This window comes from Nitratireductor sp. PBL-C9, assembly GCF_050877045.1.
Classification (GTDB): Bacteria; Pseudomonadota; Alphaproteobacteria; order Rhizobiales; family Rhizobiaceae; genus Nitratireductor; species Nitratireductor aquimarinus.
Window position 1 is genome coordinate 135990 of the sequence record NZ_JBPAXW010000007.1, and the last position, 25645, is coordinate 161634.

General features: G+C 63.7%; 23 protein-coding genes. 15 read left to right on the forward strand and 8 right to left on the reverse strand.

Going from position 1 to position 25645, the window contains the following annotated elements; genetic code table 11:
• Positions 1-31: 31 nt before the first annotated feature.
• Positions 32-3661 (reverse strand): bifunctional proline dehydrogenase/L-glutamate gamma-semialdehyde dehydrogenase PutA, encoded by a 3630-nt coding sequence (gene putA, locus ACRTG1_RS15750; RefSeq protein WP_432516551.1) that lies wholly within the window; start codon positions 3659-3661, stop codon positions 32-34.
• Between the two features lie 162 nt (positions 3662-3823).
• Here putA and ACRTG1_RS15755 point away from each other — a divergent pair, with 162 nt between their 5' ends.
• Positions 3824-4276, forward strand: a complete 453-nt coding sequence (locus tag ACRTG1_RS15755) for an Lrp/AsnC family transcriptional regulator (RefSeq protein ID WP_113155057.1) — start codon at positions 3824-3826, stop codon at positions 4274-4276.
• Here ACRTG1_RS15755 and ACRTG1_RS15760 read toward each other — a convergent pair.
• The 4 genes from ACRTG1_RS15760 to ACRTG1_RS15775 form a co-directional block, all read right to left on the reverse strand.
• Complete coding sequence (locus ACRTG1_RS15760; RefSeq protein WP_432516552.1) at positions 4263-5513, reverse strand: cytochrome-c peroxidase; 1251 nt, start codon at positions 5511-5513, stop codon at positions 4263-4265. The genes ACRTG1_RS15755 and ACRTG1_RS15760 overlap by 14 nt on opposite strands.
• A gap of 2 nt (positions 5514-5515) precedes the next feature.
• Positions 5516-5971: a FixH family protein gene (locus ACRTG1_RS15765; RefSeq protein ID WP_432516553.1), complete on the reverse strand. Its 456-nt coding sequence runs from the start codon at positions 5969-5971 to the stop codon at positions 5516-5518.
• A 172-nt stretch (positions 5972-6143) separates the two neighbouring features.
• Entirely contained in the window at positions 6144-7601 is a 1458-nt protein-coding gene (locus tag ACRTG1_RS15770; RefSeq protein ID WP_206545421.1) for an NAD-dependent succinate-semialdehyde dehydrogenase, read from the reverse strand.
• Between the two features lie 68 nt (positions 7602-7669).
• Complete coding sequence (locus ACRTG1_RS15775; RefSeq protein ID WP_432516554.1) at positions 7670-8611, reverse strand: AEC family transporter; 942 nt, start codon at positions 8609-8611, stop codon at positions 7670-7672.
• Between the two features lie 215 nt (positions 8612-8826).
• On the opposite strand from ACRTG1_RS15775, the gene ACRTG1_RS15780 reads away from it, so the two are divergent.
• From ACRTG1_RS15780 to ACRTG1_RS15805, 6 genes are all read left to right on the forward strand, one after another.
• Entirely contained in the window at positions 8827-9378 is a 552-nt protein-coding gene (locus ACRTG1_RS15780; protein WP_206547663.1) for a histidine phosphatase family protein, read from the forward strand.
• Positions 9379-9484: 106 nt separating this feature from the next.
• On the forward strand, positions 9485-9763 hold the full coding sequence (locus ACRTG1_RS15785) for an acyl carrier protein (RefSeq protein WP_007009717.1): 279 nt from the start codon (positions 9485-9487) through the stop codon (positions 9761-9763).
• 36 nt (positions 9764-9799) lie between these two features.
• Entirely contained in the window at positions 9800-10987 is a 1188-nt protein-coding gene (locus ACRTG1_RS15790; RefSeq protein WP_206552675.1) for a beta-ketoacyl-ACP synthase, read from the forward strand.
• 113 nt (positions 10988-11100) lie between these two features.
• Positions 11101-12321 carry a beta-ketoacyl-ACP synthase gene (locus ACRTG1_RS15795; protein ID WP_432516640.1) on the forward strand — a complete coding sequence of 407 codons (1221 nt, stop codon included), beginning with the start codon at positions 11101-11103 and terminating at the stop codon, positions 12319-12321.
• 203 nt (positions 12322-12524) lie between these two features.
• Positions 12525-13553, forward strand: coding sequence for a zinc-binding dehydrogenase (locus ACRTG1_RS15800; RefSeq protein ID WP_206552677.1), 1029 nt, complete (start codon positions 12525-12527; stop codon positions 13551-13553).
• 10 nt (positions 13554-13563) lie between these two features.
• Positions 13564-14484: a lipid A biosynthesis lauroyl acyltransferase gene (locus ACRTG1_RS15805; RefSeq protein WP_113155051.1), complete on the forward strand. Its 921-nt coding sequence runs from the start codon at positions 13564-13566 to the stop codon at positions 14482-14484.
• 43 nt (positions 14485-14527) lie between these two features.
• On the opposite strand, the gene ACRTG1_RS15810 is transcribed toward ACRTG1_RS15805, so the two are convergent.
• On the reverse strand, positions 14528-14959 hold the full coding sequence (locus ACRTG1_RS15810; protein ID WP_113155050.1) for a L,D-transpeptidase: 432 nt from the start codon (positions 14957-14959) through the stop codon (positions 14528-14530).
• Between the two features lie 189 nt (positions 14960-15148).
• Between ACRTG1_RS15810 and ACRTG1_RS15815 the strand changes: the two genes are divergently transcribed.
• From ACRTG1_RS15815 to ACRTG1_RS15840, 6 genes are all read left to right on the forward strand, one after another.
• Positions 15149-16432, forward strand: coding sequence for an acetylornithine deacetylase/succinyl-diaminopimelate desuccinylase family protein (locus ACRTG1_RS15815; RefSeq protein WP_113155049.1), 1284 nt, complete (start codon positions 15149-15151; stop codon positions 16430-16432).
• Positions 16433-16514: 82 nt separating this feature from the next.
• Complete coding sequence (locus ACRTG1_RS15820) at positions 16515-17996, forward strand: ABC transporter substrate-binding protein (RefSeq protein ID WP_420506567.1); 1482 nt, start codon at positions 16515-16517, stop codon at positions 17994-17996.
• 82 nt (positions 17997-18078) lie between these two features.
• Positions 18079-19026 (forward strand): ABC transporter permease, encoded by a 948-nt coding sequence (locus ACRTG1_RS15825; RefSeq protein ID WP_113155047.1) that lies wholly within the window; start codon positions 18079-18081, stop codon positions 19024-19026.
• The gene (locus ACRTG1_RS15830; protein ID WP_113155046.1) at positions 19023-19895 is read left to right on the forward strand and encodes an ABC transporter permease; all 873 of its coding nucleotides are present in this window, start codon (positions 19023-19025) and stop codon (positions 19893-19895) included. Before ACRTG1_RS15825 ends, ACRTG1_RS15830 begins: the two co-directional genes overlap by 4 nt.
• On the forward strand, positions 19892-21526 hold the full coding sequence (locus ACRTG1_RS15835) for an ABC transporter ATP-binding protein (protein ID WP_113155045.1): 1635 nt from the start codon (positions 19892-19894) through the stop codon (positions 21524-21526). The genes ACRTG1_RS15830 and ACRTG1_RS15835 overlap by 4 nt, the downstream gene beginning before the upstream one ends.
• Before the next feature lie 129 nt (positions 21527-21655).
• Positions 21656-22312 carry a transglycosylase domain-containing protein gene (locus ACRTG1_RS15840; RefSeq protein WP_432516555.1) on the forward strand — a complete coding sequence of 219 codons (657 nt, stop codon included), beginning with the start codon at positions 21656-21658 and terminating at the stop codon, positions 22310-22312.
• Positions 22313-22328: 16 nt separating this feature from the next.
• On the opposite strand, the gene ACRTG1_RS15845 is transcribed toward ACRTG1_RS15840, so the two are convergent.
• Positions 22329-22700: a TerB family tellurite resistance protein gene (locus ACRTG1_RS15845; RefSeq protein WP_162742303.1), complete on the reverse strand. Its 372-nt coding sequence runs from the start codon at positions 22698-22700 to the stop codon at positions 22329-22331.
• 351 nt (positions 22701-23051) lie between these two features.
• Here ACRTG1_RS15845 and ACRTG1_RS15850 point away from each other — a divergent pair, with 351 nt between their 5' ends.
• Complete coding sequence (locus tag ACRTG1_RS15850; protein WP_113156280.1) at positions 23052-23837, forward strand: TSUP family transporter; 786 nt, start codon at positions 23052-23054, stop codon at positions 23835-23837.
• Positions 23838-23889: 52 nt separating this feature from the next.
• Entirely contained in the window at positions 23890-24060 is a 171-nt protein-coding gene (locus tag ACRTG1_RS15855) for a hypothetical protein (protein WP_204360808.1), read from the forward strand.
• 75 nt (positions 24061-24135) lie between these two features.
• Here the strand turns inward: ACRTG1_RS15855 and ACRTG1_RS15860 are convergent, their stop codons facing one another.
• Positions 24136-25608, reverse strand: coding sequence for a cobyric acid synthase (locus ACRTG1_RS15860; RefSeq protein ID WP_432516556.1), 1473 nt, complete (start codon positions 25606-25608; stop codon positions 24136-24138).
• Positions 25609-25645 lie beyond the last annotated feature (37 nt).

The following is a 25645-nucleotide window of genomic DNA, read 5'->3' on the forward strand; positions in this document are numbered from 1 at the left end:
CATCAGGACAATCGCCTGAACTGTGGTTCCGCTAGACCGAAGCCAGAAGGCTCGCATTGCCGCCCGCCGCTGTCGTATCGACGCAGATGGCGCGTTCATGGGCATAGGCTGCCGGATAGATCGGCTCGATCACCAGCGGCACGATGGCCCCGTCCCGGCCGGCAAGCGCGCCGCGCAGGCTCTTCAGCCATGCGGCATCACCGCTGGCCGCCACCAGGTCGAGCCTCAGCGCGCCCAGCGCCTCGGGCGCTGCCACACCGTCTGCAGCTTCAACCGGAAGCCCCTGACCAAGCAGCGGCTTCAGGATGCGACGCGCCTCGGGATGAACGGCCAGAACCGCATTGCCCGTAGCCAGCGCCTGCACGACCTGCGCCATCAGCGTGTCTTCATCCGCGCCGAGGCAGAGCGCGCGTCCGCGCGGCGTCAGCATCAGCGAGTTGGCCTCACCGGTCGGTCCGGGCAAATCCACCGGGCCCTGATCGAGCGCGGCGGCAGCCGCCATGGCCGCCTGCGCCTGCCCGCGCAGGATCTTGCGCAGCGCCGGCAGACGGTCCGCACGCGCAGCCCACTTGCCGTCCACTGCCGGCATCAACCTGTCCAGCGTGCCGGAAGAGAGAACGGCCCCCTCAGGCGCAGCGCCCGCGCCTTCCGAACCACGGCGGAAACGGCGCAGATAGTGAGGACCGCCAGCCTTGGGACCGGTGCCCGAAAGCCCTTCACCACCGAATGGCTGGGAGCCAACGACCGCACCGATCTGGTTGCGGTTCACATAGATATTGCCCGCATGAACCCGGTCCACCACATGCTGCGCACGCGCATCGATGCGTGTGTGAAGCCCGAAGGTCAGGCCATAACCCTTTGCGTTGACGTCGGAAATCACCTTGTCGATGTCTTCTGCGTCGAAGGTTGCCACATGCAGGATCGGCCCGAAGATCTCGCGCTCCATTTCGCCGATGCCCGACACCTTGAATGCCGCCGGCGCCACGTAACGCCCGCCAGCCGGCACATCCAGCGCCGCGATCAGACGGCCCTTGCTCGTCATCTGCTGCGCATAGCCGCCAATGGTCTGAAGCGCTTCGTCATCGATCACCGGCCCCACATCCGTCGACACGTCCCAAGGATCGCCAATGCTGAGCGCCTGCATCGCGCCCTTGAGCATTTCCAGAACCCGGTCCTCCACATCCTTCTGGACATAGAGCATGCGCAGCGCCGAGCAGCGCTGTCCCGCACTCTGGAACGCGGAGGCCACGATGTCGCGCACCGCCTGCTCCGGCAGCGCGGTGGAATCGACGATCATGGCATTGAGACCGCCGGTTTCGGCGATCAGCATCGCCTCCGGTCCGGCATTGGCAGAAAGCTGGCGCTCGATCAGACGCGCCACTTCCGTCGAGCCGGTGAAGCACACACCTGCAATGCGTGGATCAGCCGTCAGCGGCCCGCCCACGGTCGGGCCATCGCCGATCAGAAGCTGCAGCGCATCCGCCGGCACACCGGCTTCGTGCATCATCGCCACGGCGCGCGCCGCAATCAGCGATGTCTGCTCTGCGGGTTTGGCCACAACGGCATTGCCTGTCACCAGCGCGGCTGCGACCTGGCCCGTGAAAATGGCAAGCGGGAAGTTCCAGGGCGAAATACACACGATGACGCCGCGCGCATCCGTGTCCTTCTCCACATGGGCCGCTTCACGCGCATAATAGCGCAGGAAGTCGACCGCTTCGCGCACCTCGGCAACGCCATCGGCAAGCGATTTTCCGGCCTCCCGGTTGGCAAGCGCGAAGAACTCGGCGGCATGCTCTTCATAAAGGTCGGCAACCCGGCGCAGGATCGCGCCGCGCTCGGCCACCGGCGTTTTGGCCCAGGCCGGCTGCGCCTTCAGGCCGATTTCCACCGCCGCCGCAGCCTGTTCGCTGGTCGCATCCTGCACCGAACCGACGATCTCGCCGAGCTTCGCCGGATTGATGACATCGCGCGTTTCACCCTTGCCCCCCCTGGCTTGGGTAATGGCGCGGGTGATGGACGCGGCGTCCCACCGGTGCGGCGCGGCAAAGGGCGCACGGCCCGCGTCGAGTTCGGCCATGGTGACCGGATCGGTCACGTCCCAGCCCTTCGCATTCCGGCGTCCTGCGCCAAAGATCTCCGAAGGACGGCGAATTGCCGTATTCGTCGCCTTGGCTTCCGCCTCGACTGCGGCAAACGGATCGGCTGCAATCTCTTCCGCGCTCACATCGGTATCGACGATCTGATGAACGAAGGAGGAGTTCGCACCATTTTCCAGAAGGCGGCGGACCAGATAGGCCAGCAGATCCTGATGCGCACCGACCGGCGCATAGATGCGGCACCGCGTGCCCTCGCTCTTGCGCACGGCCTCGTGCAGCGCTTCGCCCATGCCGTGCAGGCGCTGGAACTCAAACGCGCTCTTGTCCGTGGCCATGGCGAGGATCGCCGCCGCCGTGTGCGCATTGTGGGTGGCGAACTGCGGATAGATGCGGTCCGTCATGCCCAGCAGCTTGCGCGCACAGGCGATATAGCTCACATCCGTGTTCGACTTGCGGGTGAAAACCGGGAAACCGTCAAGCCCGAGCACCTGCGCGCGCTTGATTTCCGTGTCCCAGTAAGCGCCCTTCACCAGCCGCACCATGATGCGGCGGTCAAGCCGTGTTGCAAGGTCGTTCAGCCAGTCGATGACAAAGGGCGCGCGCTGCCCGAATGCCTGGACAACCACGCCGAACCCGTCCCAGCCGGCCAGATCCGGATCGGACAGAACGGCTTCGATCACATCCAGCGAGAGGTCGAGGCGGTCTGCCTCTTCGGCATCGATGTTCAGCCCCATGCGGGCGTCACGGGCGGCGAGCGCAAGGCTCTTCAGCCGCTCCACCATGACCGGCAGCATATGTTCCTTCTGCGTCGCCTCATAGCGCGGGTGCAGCGCGGAAAGCTTGACCGAAATGCCCGGATTGGCGCGAATGTCGTCACGGTTGGAAAAACGCTTCAGCGATGCGATGGCGTCGCCATAGGCCTTGAGGTAGCGCAGTGCGTCGACCTCGGTGCGGGCCGCTTCGCCGAGCATGTCGAACGAGTAGGTGTAGCCCTTCTCTTCCATCGACTTGCCGCGCTTCAGCGCCTCGTCGATGGTGCGGCCCAGAACGAACTGCTCGCCCATCTCACGCATGGCGCGCGATACGGCGCGGCGGATCACCGGTTCGCCCATGCGGCGCACCAGCCCGCGCAGCGTGGCTTCCACGCCCTGCCCTTCATCGTCCAGCACCCGGCCCGTCAGCATCAGCGCCCAGGTGGACGCGTTCACGAAGATCGAGGCGGATTCGCCCGAATGCGCCGACCAGTCATGCGGTGCGATCTTGTCGCGGATCAGATCGTCCATCGTTTCAGCATCCGGGACGCGCAGCAGCGCCTCGGCCAGACACATCAGCGCAACGCCTTCCTCGGTGGAAAGACCGTATTCGGAGAGGAAAGCCTCCATCAGGTCCATGTCGCTTGATGCGCGCACATTGCGCACGAGATCGGCGGCGCGCTTCGAAATCTGCTGGCGGTCCTCCCGCGACAGTCCGGAAAGCTCGATCAGCCTGCGCAGAGCCTCGGCCTCATCGGCCAGATAATGGGCTCTGATGTCCTCTCGCAAGTTTGCGGGCGCTTTGTTCTGCATAACATCCTCAGATGGCTGGAAAGGTCTTCGCGGCGCTCCCATCGCCGCCATTCGGGCGATCATAGCATAACAAAAACAGCCAATCGGGCTGATTAGTTGCCGTCGACAAGCCAAATGGACTATGTTGATCGCAGCAAGAACACCCATAGGGACGAAATTCCCATGTCAACAGAACGTGTGGACCGCATCGACCGCAACATACTGGACGCGCTGACCAAGGATGGCCGCCTGTCCATCGCCGAACTGGCCCGCCGGGTCGGGCTCTCCAAGACCCCGGTTCAGGCGCGCTTACGCCGGCTTGAGAAGGATGGTTACATCCGTGGCTACTCGGCCATCATCGACCGGGCGCGCATCGGCGAGGGTCACATCGCCTTCGTGCAGGTGGAGCTGGAAGACACCCGCTCATCGGCGCTTGCCGCCTTCAACAAGGCCGTTCTCGCGGTTCCCGAGATCGAGCAGTGCCACATGACGGCAGCCGGTTTCGACTATCTGCTCAAGGTGCGCACGCGCGACATTTCCAGCTATCGCAAGATTTTGGGCGAGCGCATTTCCGCCCTGCCCCATGTGGCGCGCACATCCACCTTCGTGACGATGGAGACGGTCAAGGATCGCTAGGGGGACCGCTGATCGGCTCGCTGCCGGGTTCAACGTCGAGCGTCTTCAGAAAGGCGATCAGCGCCCGCCGTCCACGGTCGGTGAACACCACGCCGCGAATCTCGCTTTCCCCGGAAACAGCCTCCGGCGCAGTGCTGTAATGATCGATCACCCCGTCGAGCGTGTCGATCTGGCCCGCATGCATATAGGGCGGTCTGCTGGCCGCCCCGCGCAGCGACGGCGTCTTGTAGGCCCGTTCCATCACCGCCGCATCGCGCTGCATGAAGCGCAGCGCCTCGCAGGCCTCCGGGGCGGCGTCGCTGTAGCGTCCAAGACAATTGAACGGATCGGCCAGAACATCCGCCATGCCTTTGGCGCGGCCCAGATCGTCCGGCAGCCCTGCGACGGGCGGAACGCCGGTATTGTGGAAATGATCGTCGGTGAAACGCGGGCCGTTGTGGCATTCGAGGCAGTTCGCCTTGCCGATGAACAGCCTCAGCCCCTCCTGCTCCAGATCGCTGAAGGCGGCGTCGCCCTTTGCCACTTCGCCCGCCGCCACGGCGCGCGCAAACCGGTCAAAGCGGGTTTCGGGCGGGTGCAGCGTGCGTTCGAACGCGCCGATTGCCTTGCCCAGATTGGCGAACACCCGGTTCACCGCATCACGCTCTTCCTCGCCCATCGCGGCCCAGGCCGCGCGCTCGGCCTCATTGCCAAGCGGGCTGGCATTGGCCGGCAGCCCGTCGAGTTCCGGCAGCGCGCCAAAAACCTCTGCATAGCCGTCCGGATATGTCGCCGCGATGTAGTGTGCGAAGGCGGTCCGGTTGCCGGCATGCTCGCGCTGGTCTTCCAGCGGCGTCAGCGCCTGTGACCAGAGGCTGTCGCGCCGCCCGTCCCAGAACTGCCAGACATTCCACCCCGTGCCCGCCAGCGGCATGGTGCGCCGGTCGCTTTCGCCCACCGCGACACCGCGCGGCAGACCATCCTGAAACTGCAGATCGGGCATGTGGCAGGTGGCGCAGGAGACATTCCCCTCGCCGCTCAACCCCTCCTCGAAGAACAGAAGCTGCCCGAAAGCCGCTGCACGCGGATGATCGGCAAACCGGTTGCCGGGTGACGGCGGCAACGGCCCCAGCGCGTCAATGGAAAGCGACGCGATCTTTGCCTTCTCGTCCTCGCTCAGTTCGGAAGAATCGCAACCGGCAAGCGCGACAAGCCCGCCAAGGACAAACGACACGAAAAGGCGTCGCGCCATCCCCATCGTCAGAGATCCAGATTGAACACCGCCTCGTCGAGGCCGGGTTCGGCGTCTATCCCGATGCGGATTTCCCAATGCCCGCCCATATTGAAGCGCATGCCTTCCACGCGGTAGCGCCCCTCGCCCGGATTCTCGCTGGCCTCGGGCTCGGTCGGCAGGCCATGACCGTGATCCGGCATGCCGCCATCGATGGAAATCTGCGCATTCTCGACCGCAGCCCCCTCCGGCGTGGTGATCACCACCACCCAGTCATGGGTCTCATTGAGCGGCACCGGCTGCGTCTCCGGCTCGAACATCACCTGATAGAGACCATCACGGCTCACGGTGTTGTAGGCAGTATCCATTTCGGGCGGCGGCGGGGCAAACAGCCGGAATGCCGCATAGATGGCGACAGAAGCCACCAGCAGTCCAACACCTGCAAGAATGAGGCGCTGTTTTCCGTTCGCGCGTTGCGCCGCCATGTCGTCCCTCCGATTCACCAGCATTGCCAGGCCACTACATAACCCGCGCCCTGACCGCAGTTCCACCACCGGGTTGTCGCATCCATGCGCCCACACGAAAAACGGGCGCGAAAAACGGGCAAAGAAAAACCGGCGTCGATGACGCCGGTTTTCAATTTCAGCCGATTGTGGCTCAGAGGCCGAGGCCGCCGATGCACACATATTTGGTGTCGAGATAGTCCTCGATGCCCTGATGGCCGCCTTCCTTGCCCATGCCGGACTCTTTCAGACCGCCAAACGGCGCTTCCACCGTGGTGATGATGCCTTCATTGACGCCCACCAGACCGTATTTCAGCCCTTCCATCACGCGGAAGGCGCGGCCCAGATCGCCCGTATAGAAGTAGCAGGCCAGACCGAACACCGTGTCATTGGCAAGCTTGATCGCCTCTTCTTCCGTCTCGAATCGGAAGACCGGGGCCACCGGGCCAAAAATCTCTTCCTGCATGAAACGCATGTCGGAGCTGGCGTTGGAAATGACGGTCGGCTGGAAGAACGAGCCGCCCAGCGCGTGGCGCGCGCCGCCGGCCGTCACCTTGCCGCCCTTGCCGGTGGCGTCGGCGATCAGTTCCTCGACCTTCTCGACCGCCTTCTCGTCGATCAGCGGGCCCTGCTGCGTGCCTTCCTCAAGGCCCGAGCCGACCTTCAGCCTGTCGGCAGCAGCCGAAAGCTTCTCCACGAATTTGTCGTAGATGCCGGCCTGTACGAAGAAGCGGTTGGTGCAAACGCAGGTCTGGCCCGAATTGCGATATTTGGCGGCAATCGCCCCCTCGACCGCGCGGTCCAGATCCGCATCGTCGAACACGATGAACGGCGCATTGCCGCCGAGTTCCATCGAAACCTTCTTCACCGTGCCGGCCGTCTTCTGGATCAGAAGCTTGCCGATCTCGGTGGAGCCGGTGAAGGTGATCTTGCGCACCAGCGGGTTTTCGCACAGCTCGTCGCCAATCTCGGAAGCCGAACCGGTGACGATGTTCACCACGCCCTTCGGGAAACCGGCTTCTTCACACAGAACGCCCCAGGCAAGGCCCGAATAAGGGGTCTGCGAAGCAGGCTTCGCCACGGCGGTGCAGCCCGTCGCCAGCGCCGGACCGAGCTTGCGCGCCAGCATGGAGGACGGGAAGTTCCACGGCGTGATCGCGCCAATGACGCCCACCGGCTCCTTGGTCACGAGAATGCGGCGGTCTGCCCAGGGCGACGGCACCACATCGCCGTAAACCCGGCGGCCCTCTTCCGCATACCAGAGAATATAGGCCGCCGAGCTGCCGACCTCGCCCTTTGCCTCGGCAAACGATTTGCCCTGCTCCATGGTCAGCAGTTCGGCCAGCGCGTCCTGATTGTCCATGATCGCGTCATGCAGCCTGCGCAGCAGCGTTGCGCGGTGCGCCGCCGAGGTCTTCTTCCACGAATGGAAGGCCGTTTCGGCAGCCTCGATGGCGCGGCGCGTTTCTGCACCGCCCGAACGCGGCACGGTGCCGATCTTTTCGCCATTGGCCGGATTGAAAACATCGACGGTCTGCCCCGAATCCGCGTTGACCCAGGCTCCGTCGATGAAGTTCGCCTGACGCAGGAAATGATTTGTTTTCTGAAGCATTTGCTTCTCCTTTTGTTTTGCGCAGCAACCTAATGGTCCAGACGTCAGCGACTAGGGGCTGTCTGGCCCTATTGATAGATCCAGTGGACCACTGACAGCCAGAATGCCGTCGTAAATACGGCAAAGAGCGTACCGATGGTCATCGCGTTCGACGCCAGAGCCTGTCCGGTGCCGAACCGCGAGGCGATCAGATAAGGGTTCACCCCGGAGGGGAGCGCTGCCGCCACCACCGCAACCTGCGCGCTGAAGGCCGGCAGTCCGACCGCCAGCGCCACACCGAGGGCAACGGCGGGCATGAGGAAAAGTTTCAGCGCCGCGATCACGATGGCCGGACGCACATCGCCCGTAATGCCAAACCGGTTCAGGCCAAGCCCCATGGCAAACAGCGCCACCGGCCCCGCCACATTGGCCAGCGCATCCACGAAACGCGTACCAAGGGCGGGCATTTCAAGCCCCGAGAAGCGCCACAGAAGCCCCGCGACGATGCCCAGGATCAGCGGGCTTGAGAAAAGCTTCGTCAGGAACTCGCGGGCAATACCGATTGCGCCCGTTCCCTTGCGCCCGACCAGAGAGAACAGAAGGATCGATGCCCCCAGCATCACCGGCAGGTGGATCGACACGATCAGCGACAGCACCTCGAACCCCTCTTGCCCGTAAACACCGAGCATGAAGGGAATGCCGAGCAGAACAAGGTTGGAGAAACTGGTGGACAGGCCCGCCACCACGCCGACACGCGCATCGCGGCCGAAAAACCGCATGATGGTGAAGTGCCCTGCGACCCAGGCAACGCCGACGGCGCTGAAATAGGTGAACCAGAGCGCCCAGGGGATGCTGGAGCCAAACTCCGCCCCCGCCATGGTGCGAAACAACAAAAGCGGAACCGCAATGGTAACGGCAAACTCACTCAACGCTTCGCCGGTCTCCGTCTTCAGCAACCCGGTCCACCCGGAGATATAGCCGAAAGCGACGAGACCGAAGACGAAGGCAACAGTTTCGACAAGTGGCGACATGCAGCCTCTTTAGACGCAAACCCAGGTGGAAGGAAAGCCGCTGGACAAGCAGCGCGCGAAACTGGCCCAGCAGGCGTGCCTCCCCGCTTCCGTGCCGCCCGGCCGCCCAGCCCCATGCGCCGGGGATCGTGGCGGGGCAGCGACGGCAAGGCACCTTTCAAGCTGCCCCCACATGCCTATATGCTTCAGAAGAAGTATATTTTGAGGATTGCCACATGTTTCGATTGCTCGCCGTCATCGCCCTTCTTCTCGGCGTATTGCCAGCACAGGCGACGGAAGCCGGCTGGGCGCTTTTGCGCAATGGCGGTCAGGTGGTTCTGATGCGGCATGCCATCGCACCGGGCAATGGCGATCCGGCCAATTTCGACATCGAGAACTGTGGCACGCAGCGCAACCTCTCGGAGCGCGGTCGCCTGCAGGCACGCCGCATCGGCGCACTGATCGAGGCACGCGCCGCGCCGGTCGAAAAGGTGCTGACCAGCCGCTACTGCCGCGCCCGCGACACCGCCACGCAGGCCTTCGGCGCAGGCCCGGTCGAAATCTTCGAGGCTCTGGACCTGCCGGCCGACGATGCCGCGCTCGAACAGCAGAAAGCTGAAATTCTGAAGCGAATCAACGAATACACCGGATCCGGAAACCTGATCATGATCACCCATCTTGAGATCATACAGGCGCTGATCGGTGGTCAGGCGCGTGAGGGCGAGGCCATTATTTTGTCACGCGGAGGCGACAATCTGCATGCTTCGGCAAGGATCAAATTCAACTGATACCGGCATCGCCCGGAGCCTTAGCCCTTTTCCTGCCGCGAAAAACCGATTAGAGACCCCCGATCATCCAATTGTAAAAGAATCTCCCCAGACCTGAGGGCCCCAAGTGACGACATTCGACAAGGTTGCTGACATCATCGCTGAGACCAGCGAGATCGACCGCGAGAAAATCACCCCCGAGAGCCACACGATCGACGACCTTGGCATCGACAGCCTGGACTTCCTCGACATCGTGTTCGCAATCGACAAGGAATTCGGCATCAAGGTTCCGCTCGAGAAGTGGACCCAGGAAGTCAATGACGGCAAGGTTTCGACGGAAGAGTATTTCGTCATGAAGAACCTGTGCGCCAAGATCGACGACCTCGTGGCCGCCAAGGCCGGCTGATCGCATTTCCGACACCGCATCGTTGAAGAGGCAGGCATGAGCCCGCGCGACGTAGTTATCACCGGTATGGGCATCGTTTCCTCGCTTGGCGAGGGCGCGGACGCCCACTGGCAGGCACTGACAGCCGGCACGCCGGCTCCCGTGCTCGATAAGGAGCGCTTCGCGCCCTACACCATCCACCCCCTTCCCGAGATCGACTGGGGTCAGCAGATCCCGCGCCGCGGCGATCAGCGGCAGATGGAGACCTGGCAGCGCCTGGGCACCTATGCAGCCGGTCTGGCGCTCGATGACGCCGACATGAAGGGTGACGAGGCGCTCTGCGCCTCCATGGATATGGTTGTGGCCGCCGGTGGCGGCGAGCGCGACGAGACCGTGGATGAGGGCATTCTCGCCGCATCGCTCGAGCGCAGCGATCATGATCTGCTTCTCAACGAAAAGCTCACGACCGAGCTGCGCCCGACCCTGTTCCTGGCGCAGCTTTCCAATCTGGCCGCCGGCAATATTTCCATCGTCCACAAGGTGACCGGCTCGTCCCGCACCTTCATGGGCGAGGAAGGCGCTGGCGTTTCGGCCATCGAGACGGCTGCGGCCCGCATCCGCTCCGGCCAGTCCTCGCACGTTCTGGTGGGCGCGTCCTTCCAGACCGAGCATTCCGACATGCTGCTCGCCTACGAGCTCGGCGGCTTTCTGCACCGTGGTGACTGGGCGCCGGTCTGGCAGCGCGCCAATGGCGAAGGCGGCGGCGTGGTCACCGGCTCCGGCGCGGCCTTCCTGGTTCTGGAATCGCGCGAGCATGCCGAAAAGCGCGGCCGCAAGGCCTATGCCGCCATCGGCCCCGTCGTTTCCCGCCGCAGCCGCCGCAAGGCAGAGCCGCTTGCCGCAGGCGTTTCCGAAATGATCGACCGGCTCGAGCTGCCCGGCGCACCGCTCATGGCGCTCTCGGGCGCATCGGGCGCGCATGAGGCAACCGCTGCCGAGCTGGAAGCCTTTGGCAGCCGCGAGAACATGGCGCTGCGCGGCTTCTCCTCGCTCACCGGCCACATGAAGGAGGCGCAGTTCCCCTTCGCCGTGGCGCTTGCAGCGCTCGCCGTTCACCACGGACAGGCCTACCCTGCATTTGACGATCAGCGCGAAGCCGCATTCGATGGCAGCCTCGACGCCGTTCTGGCAACGGCCGTCGGTTATCACTGCTATGAGGGCATGGGGCTCATCACCAAAGCCTGACCCGACAGTCGGGAAGGCCCGGGCCCGTAAGTTTATGAGCCGGAAGATTTAGAGAAAGCGATCACGTGAAAACGACCGACAGCTTTGGAAGACCCGTTATCGCCGTCACCGGCATGGGCGTTGTCACCTCTCTCGGCCAGGGACGTGCGGAAAACTGGGATGCGCTGATCAATGGCCGTTCCGGCATCCATCCCATCACGCGCTTTCCCATCGACCATCTCGCCACCACCATTTCCGGCATGGTCGACTTCCTGTCGTCCAGCACCCGTGGCGCAAGCGTCCATACGCATGAGCTTGCCGATCTGGTTGCGGCGGAAGCCATCGAACAGTCGGGCCTTCCCGCGTCCGATTTCGGCGCCCCCCTGTTCCTTGCAGCGCCCCCGGTGGAGCTTGACTGGCATCACCGCCTGGCGCTCTACGCCAAGGCCCGCGAGCACAATGGCAACACCTCGCTGATCGAGGCTGCCCGCGAGGCGCACGCCACCGAACTCTTCGAGGAAAGCCAGTTCGGCACCATCGCCGACCGCCTTGCGGAACGTTACGGCACGCGCGGCCTGCCCATCACCCTGTCGACGGCCTGCGCATCGGGCGCGACCGCCATTCAGCTCGGCACGGAAGCGATCCGCCGCGGCGAATGCGACCGCGCGCTCGCCATTGGCGCAGACGGTTCGGCGACAGCCGAAGCGCTTATCCGCTTCTCGCTCCTTTCCGCGCTCACCACCCAGAACGACGATCCCGAAAAGGCATCGCGCCCCTTCTCCAAGGACCGCAGCGGCTTCGTTCTGGCCGAGGGCGCAGGCGCACTGGTTCTGGAATCGCTCGAAAGCGCCCTTGCCCGTGGCGCCGAGATCCTCGGCATCATGAGCGGCTGCGGCGAAAAGGCCGACGATTTCCACCGCACCCGGTCCAAGCCGGACGGTTCGCCGGCCATCGGCGCAGTCCGCGCCGCGCTCGCTGACGCCGGCATGTCGACCGAAGACATCGAATACATCAATGCGCACGGCACCTCGACGCAGGAAAACGACAAGATGGAGCACATGTCTCTGTCGACCGTTTTCGGCGAGCGCATGAAGACGCTGCCCATCTCGTCCAACAAGTCGATGATCGGCCACACCCTCTCGGCCGCCGGCGCCGTGGAAGCCGTCTTCTCGCTCATGACCATGCGCGAAGGCGTCATTCCGCCGACCATCAATTACGACACGCCCGACCCGGCCATCGAGCTCGACGTCGTGCCGAACGTGAAGCGCGAGGCACAGGTTTCGACCGTGCTTTCCAACTCGTTCGGCTTCGGCGGACAGAACACCTGCCTTGTCATGGCCAGGGAACCGGTCTAATCGACCGGTTCAGACCGGTGGAATGCGTTTGGCGTTCGGTGCCTGCGCGGTGTGTCGCGCTCCACGAACGCCGAATTTGATCGTTCCGCCGGAAACGCAAACTTGCCGGTGGCCTTCCTTTTTCCAGCCTTGGCGCTCATCCCCGAAACGGATCGAACGCAAATGCCGGAAACAGACCACCAGCCAGAACATCGGAAGACATGATGCGCGCACTTCAACTCGTCGCCGACCGCAAGCTTGAAACCGTCGATCTTGCGCCGCCCCCCGCTCCCGGACAGGGAGAAGTGACGCTGAAGATCCGCGCCGTCGCGCTCAACCACATCGATGTCTGGGGCTGGCGCGGCATGGCGTTCGCCAAGCGCAAGATGCCGCTCGTGGTCGGTGCGGAAGCCTCCGGCGTGGTCGAGACGGTCGGCCCCGGCGTGAGCAACCTGCTCCCCGGCCAGCTCGTCTCCATCTACGGCGCGCGCACCTGCGGCCTCTGCCGCCCCTGCCGCGAAGGCCGTGACAATCTGTGTGAGCACGTCTCCGGCGTTCATGGCTTCCATCTCGATGGTTTTGCGCAGGAAAAGATCAACCTGCCGGCCCGCCTCCTCGTCCCCGCACCGCCCGGCGTCGACGAGATCGGCGCAGCCGTTGCGCCCGTCACCTTCGGCACGGTCGAGCACATGCTGTTCGACAATGCGAAGCTTGAGCCCGGCGAGACGATCCTCGTCCAGGCCGGCGGCTCCGGCATCGGCACCGCCGCCATCCAGCTCGCCAAAAGCATGGGCTGCACCGTCATCACCACGGTCGGCTCCGACGACAAGATGGAGAAAGCCCGCGCACTCGGCGCGGATCACGTCATCAACTACCGCGAAGACCGTTTCGAGGGCGTGGTGCGCAAGATCACGAAGAAGCGCGGCGTCGACGTGGTGTTCGAGCATGTGGGCGCAGACACCTGGGCAGGCTCGCTTCTGTGCATGAAGCGCGGCGGCCGTCTCGTCACCTGCGGCTCCACCTCCGGCGTCTCCACCAGCATGAACCTGATGCAGCTCTTCCAGCAGCAGCTCAAGATCTTCGGTTCCTTCGGCTGCCGCATGGAAAACATGGCCGACGCCATGCAGAAGATGGCGCGCGGGCTGGCTTCGCCGGTCATCGACACCGAAGTGAGCTTCGACGACATCGACAAGGCGCTCGCCCGCATGGAAGGCCGCGACGTGTTCGGCAAGATCATCCTGCGCGTCGACTGATCCATCCAGCATGAAGCGCTTTCTTTTCCTTCTCGGCAGGCGTCTGAAGACGCTGGAATACTGGCTGACCGCCAAACTGGTGATCGGCGTTCTGGCGCTGCTGCGCCGCCTGCCGCCTGAAAAGGCGCTCAATCTGGCAGACCGGGTCGCGCGCACATTCGGCCCCAAGGTCGGACGGCATCGCCTCGCCGTCGACAATCTGCGTCAGGCCTATCCCGAAAAGAGCGACGCCGAGATCGAGACCATTGCCCGCGACATGTGGGGCAACATGGCGCGTCTCGCCGTCGAATACGTGTTTCTCGACAAGCTGTTCGATTTCGACCCGGAAGCCGAGACGCCCGGCCGCGTCGAAGTGGAAGGCGTGGAGATCTTCAAGCGGCTGCGCGAGGAAAAGGGTGTCCCGCACATCTTCTTCACCGGCCATATGGGCAATTTCGAGTTCCTGCCCATTGCCGCAGCCCGCTTCGATCTGACCACCACCTCGCTCTTTCGTCCGCCCAACAACCCGTTTGTCGCCGACTACATTCTCGAGACCAGGCGCAGCGCCATGGGCGGGCTCGTGCCCTCTCAGGCCGGTGCAGCCCTCCAGCTTGCCCGCGTTCTCGACGATGGCGGCAATATCGGCGTTCTGGTCGATCAGAAATTCCGCAAGGGGGTGAAGACCCGCTTCTTCGGCCGTGAATGCCGCACCAATCCGCTGCTCGCAAAGCTTGCGCGGCAGTATGAGTGCGATGTCTACCCGGCGCGCTGCAAGCGTCTGCCCGGCGGCCGCTACCGCCTGATCGTGGAAGACAAGGTCGCCCTGCCCCGCAACGCCGACGGCGTCATCGACATCGAGGCCAGCGCCCAGATGCTCAACGACGTGGTCGAACGCTGGGTGCGCGAAGACCCCGGCCAGTGGATGTGGTTCCACAAACGCTGGCAGATGTAGCGGAAGCGCGCCTGCGCTTGCCCGTCAGCCCCCGTCAGCCCCGTCAGTCCGTCACGACGATTCGCGTGTTTCCCGGTCCGATCTTCTTCACCAGCGCGTAAAGCCGCTTCGCATTTGTTGTGTGCAACCGCACACAGCCATGCGAGGCCGGACTTCCCAGCCTGGAGACGGCATTGGTGCCGTGGATGGCATAACCGCCATAATAGAAGATCGAATAGGGCATGGGCGACATGTTGTATTTGCGCGAATGCCACATCTTGTGCATCCGCTTCGGTCTCCACTGCCCGCGCGGGGTCACATAACCGCGCCGCGCCGTGGAAACACGCCAGCGATGCAGAACACGTCCGCGATGCATCACCGTCATGGTCTGCTTGGATACACTGACCTTAGCCACCAGGCTTGCAGCGAAGCTTTGGTCCACGCCGCCAGAAAGAATCATGCCTGCAATGGCTACAGCAAAGAAAAATCGTTTCATGAGCGCCCCCCGCTGCATGTGTGAAGTTTCTACCCGTAGTCTTGAGAAGCTTAGCTTCAAAACATAACGAAACCCCAAACTTCCCGATTAAAATTGAACTACACGCCCGCGTAACGTGCAAGTTCCGGGGCTTCACAATCGCGTGCGAAGCATCTTGCCAAGCCGCTTTCGTATCGCTCTATTGCTCGCATGAATGAACAGCTTGCCTTAGCCGTACGACGCAGGACGGAAGAACTCGTCGCCCTCACCATCGATCTGATCCGCTTCCCGACGGTCAACCCGCCGGGAGACGCCTACACGCCCTGCTGCGAGTACATCGCACGCCGTCTCAAGGCGAAGGGATTTGCCACCCAGTTCATCCGGGGCGTCGGCGCGCCGGGTGATTCCGACCGTTATCCGCGCACCAATGTGGTCGCCCGCCGCGAGGGCCGCAGCCCCGGTGCGACCGTGCATTTCAATTCCCATATCGACGTGGTGGAAGCCGGCGAAGGCTGGACGCTTGATCCCTATGCGGGCGTGGTTCGCGACGGCAAGGTGTTCGGTCGCGGCGCATGTGACATGAAGGGCGGCCTTGCCGCGTCCATCATCGCCGCAGAAGCCTTTCTGGAAATCTATCCGGATTTCCCCGGCGCCATCGAGATTTCCGGCACGGCTGACGAAGAGTCCGGCGGTTTTGGCGGCGTCGCCTATCTGGCCCGCGAAGGCTTCTTCTCCAAGCCCCGCGTCGATCACGTGATCATTCCCGAGCCGCTCAACAAGGACCGCATCTGCCTGGGCCATCGCGGCGTCTGGTGGGCGGAGATCGAAACCCACGGCGCAATCGCCCATGGGGCAATGCCGTTCCTCGGCGATTCGGCCATCCGCCACATGGGCGCCCTGCTTCACGCCTTCGAGGAGGAGCTTTTCCCCGCCCTCGACGCCAAGCAGACCCGCATGCCCGTCGTGCCGGAGGGCGCGCGCCGTTCGACCCTCAACATCAATTCGGTCCATGGCGGCCAGACGGAGGATTTCTTCCCCGGCCTGCCCTCACCCAATGTCGCCGATTCGTGCCGCATGGTGCTCGACCGCCGCTTCCTCATCGAGGAGGACATTTCCGAGGTGAAGGGCGAAGTCGTCTCGATCCTCGAGCGCCTGAAGCAGGAACGGCCGAAATTCGACTATTCCATGCGCGACCTGATGGAAGTGCTGCCGCTGATGACCGAGGAAGACGCGCCCGTACCCAGCGCCATCGCCGCCGGCATCCGCGAAGTGTTCGGCAAGGAGCCGGAATATGTCATTTCGCCCGGCACCTATGACCAGAAGCACATTTCGCGCATCGGCCATCTGCATGACTGCGTTGCCTATGGCCCCGGCATTCTCGACCTGGCGCACCAGCCGGACGAGTGGGTCGGCATCGAGGACATGGTGCAGTCGGCCACCGTCATGGCCATGAGCCTTGACGTGCTTTTGCGCGGTGTCACACCGCCGAAATAACCCCTTCCAAAACACGCGATTTACACGTGCCCTGAATCGCGGTTCAATCCATAAAAATGACACGGCCCTGCGGGAGAGACACATGAAAACCATCAAGTCCATCATTGGCGGAGCCGCGCTGTTATTGGCAGCGGGCACCGCTGCATTTGCAGCACGCACCGACCTCGTCATCGGCGTGGTTCTTGAACCGCCGCATCTCGACCCGACCGCCAGCGCTGCTGCCGCCATTGACGAAATCCTCTACGCCAATCTCTTTCAGGGTCTGACCCGCATCGGCCGCAATGGCGAAGTGCTTCCCGCACTGGCCGAAAGCTGGACCGTTTCCGACGACGGCAAGGTCTACACGTTCAACCTGCGTTCGGGCGTCACCTTCCATGACGGCACCGCGTTCGACGCCGAGGACGTCAAGTTCACGCTCGACCGCGCACGCGCCGACGATTCGACCAATGCGCAGAAGCAGCTTTTCGCCGCCATCGACACGGTCGAGGTGGTGGACCCGGCCACCGTCAAGGTCACGCTGAAATCCCCGCAGGGCTCATTCCTCTACAATCTGGGCTGGGGCGACGCCGTCATGGTCGCGCCCGAAACGGCTGACGGGAACAAGGAGAAGCCGGTCGGCACCGGCCCGTTCAAGTTCGGCAACTGGGCCAAGGGCTCTTCCATCACCCTCGTCAAAAACCCGGATTACTGGGGCGAGCCCGTCGCGCTGGAGAAAGCCGAGTTCCGCGTCGTTCCGGATGCCGCAGCCGCCATTCCCGCCCTCTTATCGGGCGATGTGCAGGCATTCCCGCAGATGCCCGCCGGCGATGCGCTCATCCAGATCGAGAGCGATCCGCGTTTCGTCGTCGCCATCGGCGCCACCGAGGGCGAGACCATCCTGTCGACCAACAACGGCAAAGAGCCCTTCAACGACATTCGCGTGCGTCAGGCCATCGCCCACGCCCTCAACCGCGAAGACATCATCGCCGGCAATGGCTCCGGCTATGGCACCCCCATCGGTTCGCACTTCTCGCCGGCCAACGAGGCCTATGTCGATCTGACCGAAACCTACGCCTACGATCCGGCAAAGGCGAAGGAACTGCTTGCCGAAGCGGGCTACCCGGATGGCTTCAAGGCAACGCTGAAACTGCCGCCGCCGGCCTATGCGCGCGATGGCGGCCAGATCGTCGCATCGCAGCTTCGCCAGGTCGGCATCGATCTGGAAATCATCCCCGTCGAGTGGGCCCAGTGGCTGGAACAGGTCTTCAAGAACAAGGACTACGACCTGACCATCATCTCCCACACGGAGCCGAACGACATCAACATCTACGCCCGTGACGACTATTACTTCGATTACAACAATCCGGCCTTCAAGGAGGTCATGAACACGCTCGAAGCCACCGCCGATCCGGAACGGCGTGTCGAGCTGTACAAGACCGCGCAGAAGATCATCGCCGAAGATGCGGTGAACGGCTTCCTGTTCCAGCTTCCCAAGATCGGTGTCTGGGACGCCAAGCTCGAAGGCATGTGGGAGAACTCTCCCATTCAGGCAAACGACCTGACCGACGTGAAGTGGGCTGACTGAACCTTCATGAACCGCCCTGCCGTCCGCGTGAGCGGGCGGCGGGCGGGCTGCAATCATATGGATAGGTTCTGACCCCGGACTCATGCTCGTCTATCTTCTCAAGCGCATTGCCATTGGCCTCGCCACGCTGCTCGTGGCGTCCGCCGTGGTGTTCTCCGTCCTGGAAATCATTCCCGGCGACCCGGCCCTCTTGATGCTCGGCATGAACGCCGAGCCCGACACGCTCGCCGCCCTGCGCGAGCAGATGGGCCTCAACCAGCCGGTTTTCCTGCGCTATCTCGACTGGGTGTCGGGTCTCGCCGTCGGTGATTTCGGCACGTCCTACACCTATTCCTCGCCGGTTCTGGAGCTCATCGGCGAGCGCGTCATGGTCTCCCTGCCGCTCGCTCTCATCTCGTTATTCCTGTCCACCGTCATCGCGCTGCCCGTCGGCATTTTCGCCGCTGCGCGCCGCGGCAAGCCCGCCGACACCATCACCATGGGGGCGGCGCAGGTGGGTGTCGCCATCCCCAATTTCTGGTTCGCGCTGCTCCTGATATACCTGTTCGCCGTCTGGCTCCGCCTTGTGCCCGCCGGCGGCTTTCCCGGCTGGGATGCGGGCATCTGGGCCGGTCTCAAGGCGCTCATCCTGCCGGCCATCGCGCTGGCGCTGCCGCAGGCGGCCATCCTTGCCCGCGTCACCCGTTCGGCCATGCTCGAAGTGCTCGGCGAGGATTACATCCGCACCGCCCGCGCCAAGGGCATGCCGCGCCGCATCGTTCTGTGGCACCACGCGCTGCGCAATGCGCTGATCCCGGTGCTCACCATTCTCGGCCTGCAATTCGCCTTCCTGCTCGCCGGCACCATCATCATCGAGAACGTGTTCTACCTGCCGGGTCTTGGCCGTCTCGTTTTTCAGGCCATCACCCAACGCGATCTCATCGTCGTTGAAGGCGTGGTGATGCTGCTCGTCGCCACGGTGATCATCGTCAACATTCTCGTCGATATCGGCTACGCCATCGTCGATCCGCGCCTGAGGACACGCCGATGAGCCAGGACGCAAGCATGCCCCCCGCACCGCCGCAGAACCATTTCCTGCAAATGGCGCTCGCCAACCGTTCCTTCATGATCGGCCTTTTCATAACGCTGATCATCACCGGCATGGCGCTCCTGTCCTTTGTCTGGACGCCCTACGACATTACCCATCTGGTGGTCTCCGACCGCATGCAGGGCCTGTCATGGGCGCATCCGCTGGGCACCGACCACCTTGGCCGCGACATCCTTTCCATGATCATGATCGGCGCACGCAACTCCATCGCCGTGGCCATTGTCGCCGTTGGCATCGGCATGGGCGTCGGCGTGCCGCTCGGCTGCTGGGCAGCGGCGCGTGGCGGCGTGGTCGATGAAGTCCTGATGCGCTTCAACGATCTGGTCTTCGCCTTCCCGGCCCTTCTCTCGGCCATCATGATCACCGCCATTTTCGGCCCCGGCGCGATCAACGCCATCATCGCCATCGGCATTTTCAACGTTCCGGTCTTTGCCCGCGTGGCGCGCGCCGGCGCGCTCTCCATCTGGCCGCGCGAGTTCATTCTGGCAGCCCGCGCCGCCGGCAAGAACAGGGTGCTCATCACCATCGAGCACATCCTGCCCAACATCGTCGCGCTGCTCCTCGTTCAGGGCACCATCCAGTTTGCGCTCGGCATTCTGGCCGAGGCGGGCCTGTCCTATCTGGGGCTTGGCACGCAGCCGCCCATGCCCTCCTGGGGGCGCATGCTGTTCGAGGCGCAGACCCGCATGATGATCGCCCCCCATCTGGCCATCTTCCCCGGACTCGCCATCGTCATCACCGTGCTCGGTCTCAACCTGCTCGGCGACGGCCTGCGCGACCTTCTCGACCCAAGGCTGAGGCGCGAGCGATGAGCCTGCTTGAAATAGAAAACCTGTCCCTTTCCATCGCCGGCCACCCGGTTCTTAAGGATGTCGACCTTCAGATCGCTCCCGGCGAAGTGCTCGGCGTCGTCGGCGAATCCGGTTCCGGCAAGTCCATGAGCGCCCTCACCGTGATGCAGCTCCTGCCGGAGCTCACCCGCGCTCAAGGCCGCGTCACCTTTGACGGTATCGACATTCTCGCCGCCCCCGAAGAGGCCATGTGCCGCCTTCGCGGCGATGATCTCGGCATGGTCTTTCAGGAGCCCATGACCGCGCTCAACCCGGTCAAGACCATCGGCGAACAGGTGGCCGAGGGCATTCGCTGGCACACCGGCGCCAATCGCCCGGACGCCGAAGCGCGCGCCCGCGCCATTCTCGACCGTGTCGGCCTGCCCGAGAGCAAGTTTCCGCTCTCGCGCTTTCCTCACGAGCTTTCCGGCGGCCAGCGCCAGCGCGTCGTCATCGCCATCGCCTGCGCGCTCAAGCCCAAACTGCTGATCGCCGACGAACCCACCACCGCGCTCGATGTCGTGCTTCAGGCGCAGATCCTCGATCTGCTGCGCGACCTGGTGGAAGAAAACCGCATGGGCCTCATGCTCATCTCGCACGATCTGGCCGTCGTCGCCGACATGGCCGACCGTGTGACCGTCATGCGCCATGGCGTGGTGATGGAAAGCGGCCCCACGGCCACCGTTCTGCGCGAGCAGAAACACCCCTACACCCGCCAGCTCGCCGAGGCCTCCACCCATGTGCCGGCCCGCGCCCGCCCGCAGGAAGAGGCCGGGAAGGAGGAGCAGACGCCCCTCCTCAGCGTCTCCAGCGTCACGCGCGACTATCCCGGTCGCCGCAAGGGGCTTTTCTCCAAGCCGGAACCCTTCCGCGCCGTCGACAATGTCAGTTTTTCGCTGGTTCCCGGCCATGCGGTTGCGCTGGTGGGACGTTCAGGCTGCGGAAAGTCGACGCTTGCCCGCATGATCCTTGCGCTCGATCGTCCCACATCCGGCGAAATCCGCCTCGACGGCGAAGCGCTTGGCGGCAAGAGCGAACATGAACTGCGCCACGCCCGGCGCAACATGCAGGTGGTCTTTCAGGACCCCTATGGCTCGTTCAATCCGCGCCATCAGGTGGAGCGGCTGGTGGCCGAGCCCCTGCATCTGCTCGACACGAAACCGTCCGTCACCGAACGCCGCGACCGTGTCGCCGAAGCGCTCGAATCCGTCGGCCTCAAGGCCAGCGACATGCAGAAATACCCGCATGAGTTTTCCGGTGGCCAGCGCCAGCGCGTATCCATTGCCCGCGCCATCATCACCCGTCCGAAGCTGATCGTGGCCGACGAGCCCGTCTCCGCCCTCGACGTCTCGATCCGCGCACAGATCCTCGACCTGTTCGCCGATCTGAACCAGCGGCTCGATCTCACCTATCTCTTCATCACCCATGATCTGACGGTGGCGCGCGCCATCACAGACGAAGTCATGGTCATGCATGACGGGCGCATCGTGGAAAGCGGCCCCACCGCCGCCGTTCTGGAAAACCCGGAATCGGAAGCGGCAAAGGCGCTCGTCGCCGCCGCGCCCGATCTGGAACGCGCCATCGCGGCACGGCTCGCCCGGGAGAAGGCCTGAGCCCGGTCATAACGCCAGACCGACGGCATTGCGCAAGCGCCCGCCCCGGTCTGGCGTCACATCATCAAACATCAGAGGATTCTTTCTGCCGGCCACATTTTGACCGATCCGAAACCGCATCCGGTTTGAATGAAGAAGATTCTGAAAACAGCCTCTACCCTCATCCTTGCCATTTTCGCCGCCGCGCTCGCCTATGGGGGATGGGGCTATCTCGATGCAATCAAGGATGCCGATGCCCTGAAACTGCGGGCAGATGCGCTCATCGCCGAGAACCGCGGCGGGCAGTCGCTTGGAGACGCCCGGTTGCAGCAGTTGCTGCAGGTGCAGGATCCAAACTTCCAAGGCCATTCCGGTGTCGACATGATCACCCCCGGCGCAGGCGTCACGACCATCACCCAGTCGGCCGCCAAACGCTTGGCTTTTGAAGCGTTCAAGCCCGGCATCGGAAAAATCCGCCAGACCGGCTATGCCCTTGGGCTGGAAAGCGAACTCACCAAAGAGCAGATCCTCGCGCTCTGGCTCGACACGCTGGAGATGGGCAAAGGTCCCGATGGCTGGGTCACCGGCTTTCACCGTGCAAGCGAAAAAGTTTTCGGCAAAGCGCCCTCAGACCTTCAGGAAACCGAGTTCCTGAGCCTCGTGGCCGTTCTGATTGCGCCGGGAAAATACCGGCTTGGCACGGACGATCCGGCCCTTGCCGAACGCGTAGAGCGCATCGCACGTCTTGTTTCAGGATCGTGCAGCCCGCTGGACAATGGGGACGTCTGGCTGGAAGGATGCCGTTGAGCCTCAGAGCCGCGCTCTAGCCAGACAGATGCGCCACTTCATCTGCGCCGAGCCCCAGTACATCGCACACCCGCGCCGTCAGCCGGTCAGCGCGGGGACCAAGCTCCGCGTCGCGCGCGGCCAGATCAAACAGTGTCTCGGCAAGGATCAGCCGCCGCTCGTGGCTGGTCTGGCGCAGGTTCGCGCGCGCCTGCATCACTTCGGCCTCCGTCGCCAGCGCCGAAAGCGCGGCGACAAGCTCTGCAATCTCGTCTTCAGATAAAGCAAGCGCGCCAGCGGCGACGCGGCCAAGGACCGTCTTCTCACGCTCCCCCAGCGGCTCGTCGGTCAGTGCCAGCCGTAAGAGCAGCAGCACGTCGCCGGCCATGGCGTTCAAAGCGGCTGACATCTCGTGGCCCTCCGCCCCTGAGCCGAAATCTGGCCCGGCATCTGGCCCGGAATCTGGCCCGGAATCTGGCGAAGTAAACATGGCTTGCTCCCGGTCTCTCCGTTCCTGACCACAATACGGTGCCACTGCCCAACTGGATCACCGGGCCGGGCATCGCGCCATAACGCAACCGCCACGAAAGTGCTCAAACACAACACTTCCGGTGAGGGTCGACACGCATCGTCGTCAAGGCCGTTCCTTCATTGATTGCGCCACAGCGCAAAGCTTCCTGTACAACTGCCGAAACCGCCTTGCGGAGCGCATCCGGTTGTGATGCAAGAAGCCATCCTTATCGCTGGCTACTCCGTGAATATGTTTGAAGCAAGTCTCGAGATTCTCCTCCTTCTGACCCTGGCAGCCTTTTTTGCCGGCTTTATGGATGCAATCGCCGGTGGCGGCGGTCTCGTCACCATCCCCACCCTGCTTCTGGCCGGCTTTCCACCGGTGCTTGCACTCGGCACCAACAAGCTGCAGGGCATGTTCGGCAGCGGAGCCGCGGCATACGCCTATGCCAAGGCGGGGCATGTGCGCATTTCCGACCAGATATGGCCCGCGATCTTCTCGTTTCTGGCCTCGATAGCCGGCGCGCTGGTGGCAACGATCCTGCCGGCCGATCTCCTGCGCGGCATGCTTCCGGTGCTCCTGATCGCGGTCGCGCTTTATTTCGCGTTTAAACCCAATTTGAACGACATCGACCGCGCGCAGCGCATCACGCCCTTCGTTTTCGGCTTAACCGTCGCGCCTTTTCTCGGCTTCTATGACGGTGCGTTCGGTCCCGGCACGGGCTCGTTCTTCATGCTCGCCTTTGTCGGCCTCGCCGGTCAGGGCCTGCTCAAGGCCACCGCGCACACCAAGTTTCTGAACTTCGCGTCCAATGTCGGTGGCTTCGCAGCCTTCGCCATGGTCGGCGCCATCGCGTGGAAGGTCGGGCTGATGATGGGACTGGCGCAGATCGCCGGCGCGCGCATCGGTGCGGCCTTCGCCATGAAGAAGGGTTCGCGCGTCATCAAGCCGCTTCTGGTGATCACCTGTCTGGCGCTTGCGGTTCGTCTCCTGATGGATCCCGAGAACCCGCTGCTGCGGTCTATTGGCCTATAAGCCCGATCCGCTCCTAACCTGATCCCCGCTATCATCACCATCGGGGATTCCCATGACACTCAACGCACCCACAAAAGTCGTCTTTCTGCTCAGCCTGGTCATCGCGATCATAGGGGTCGTCGCAGCGTTCAATCTCCTGACCTTCGTGCCGATCCCCGCCTTCTGGATCATGACGCTGGCCTATCTTCTGATGGTCGGCGGCTCGCTTTTGAAAGGCGTATAGGGAAAGACATCAGGAGCCACCGGCCTGAAGAGCATTGTATGATAGCGTAATCGGGGTGCGTTCAGGGTCCTGCCCTTAACGTGCGGCAGCAAGCAGCGCGTCGCAGTCCAGATGCTCTTCAAGTTGCATGGCGATGTTATCCAGCGCCTGCTCGACCTGCGCGCGATAATTCGTTCCCCCCGTCTCGATGCCAAATTCCCTGAGGAATCGCGCCCGAAACGCGTCGGAGCCGAACAGACCGTGCAGATAGGTGCCCGTGACAAGGCCATCGCTGGATGTCGCACCATCCGGGCGGTCGCCGATCATGGCCACCGGGCGGGCGCAATCCGCCCCTACGGTCCGGCCGATATGGATCTCATAGCCGGACAGGGCCACGCCGTGGCGCGGTGAGTGCGCCTCCACCTCGCGCAGCGCCTTTTGCGGCTGCATCACCGTCTCCACATCGAGCAGCCCCAGCCCCTCGAAGCGCCCGGCCTCGCCCTCAAAGCCTTCCGGATCATCGACGCTGCGGCCAAGCATCTGATAGCCTCCGCACAGGCCGACAATGCGCGCGCCGCGCGCGTGATGCGCCTTCAGATCCTCATCCCAGCCCTGCCGGCGCAGAAACGCCAGATCGCCGATGGTCGATTTCGACCCCGGCAGAACGATCAACCCCGCATCGCGCGGCAGACGCTCCCCCGGCGGCACGAACACCACCTCCACCTCCGGCTCCGCCGACAACGGATCGAGATCGTCGAAATTGGCGATGCGTGAGAGCATCGGCACGGCAACCTTGAGCTTCGCCGGCAAATGGCTCGTCCGCCGCGCCAGCGTGACGGAATCCTCCGGCGGCAGGCGGCTTGCGTCGGCCAGCCACGGCACCACCCCGAAGGAGGGCCAGCCGGTGAACCGGCCAATCGCGGCAATGCCGTCATCGAACAGCGAGAGGTCACCGCGAAACTTGTTCACGATGTAGCCGACGATCATGCGCCGGTCTTCATCGCTCAGGATCAGATGCGTGCCCGCGAGTGCGGCGATCACCCCGCCCCGGTCGATATCGCCGACCAGCACCACTGGCACGTCCGCCTGCGTGGCAAACCCCATATTGGCGATGTCACGGGCGCGCAGATTGATCTCGGCGGGCGAGCCTGCGCCTTCGACGATCACCAGATCGGCTTCTTTGCGCAGCCGCTCGAACGATTCGAGCACCGGCCCGATCAGCGCGCCCTTGCTGCGCTGATAGTCGCGCGCCCGCGCCGAGCCGCGCGAGCGGCCCTGCACCACGAGCTGCGCGCCCATGTCGCTCTCCGGCTTGATCAGAACGGGGTTCATGTCCACGCTCGGCGCGACCCCGCAGGCCAGCGCCTGCAGCCATTGCGCCCGACCGATCTCGCCCATCTCGTCGCCACCGCCCGGCATCGCGGCAATCGCTGCATTGTTCGACATGTTCTGCGGCTTGAACGGGCGCACATTGAGGCCCCGCCGCTTCGCCATCCGGCAGAGCCCGGCCACCAGCACCGACTTGCCCACATCCGAACCCGTGCCCTGCAGCATGATGGCGCGCGCCATGGTCATCCCCGTCTTCATCCTGTCCGCGCGCCCATAC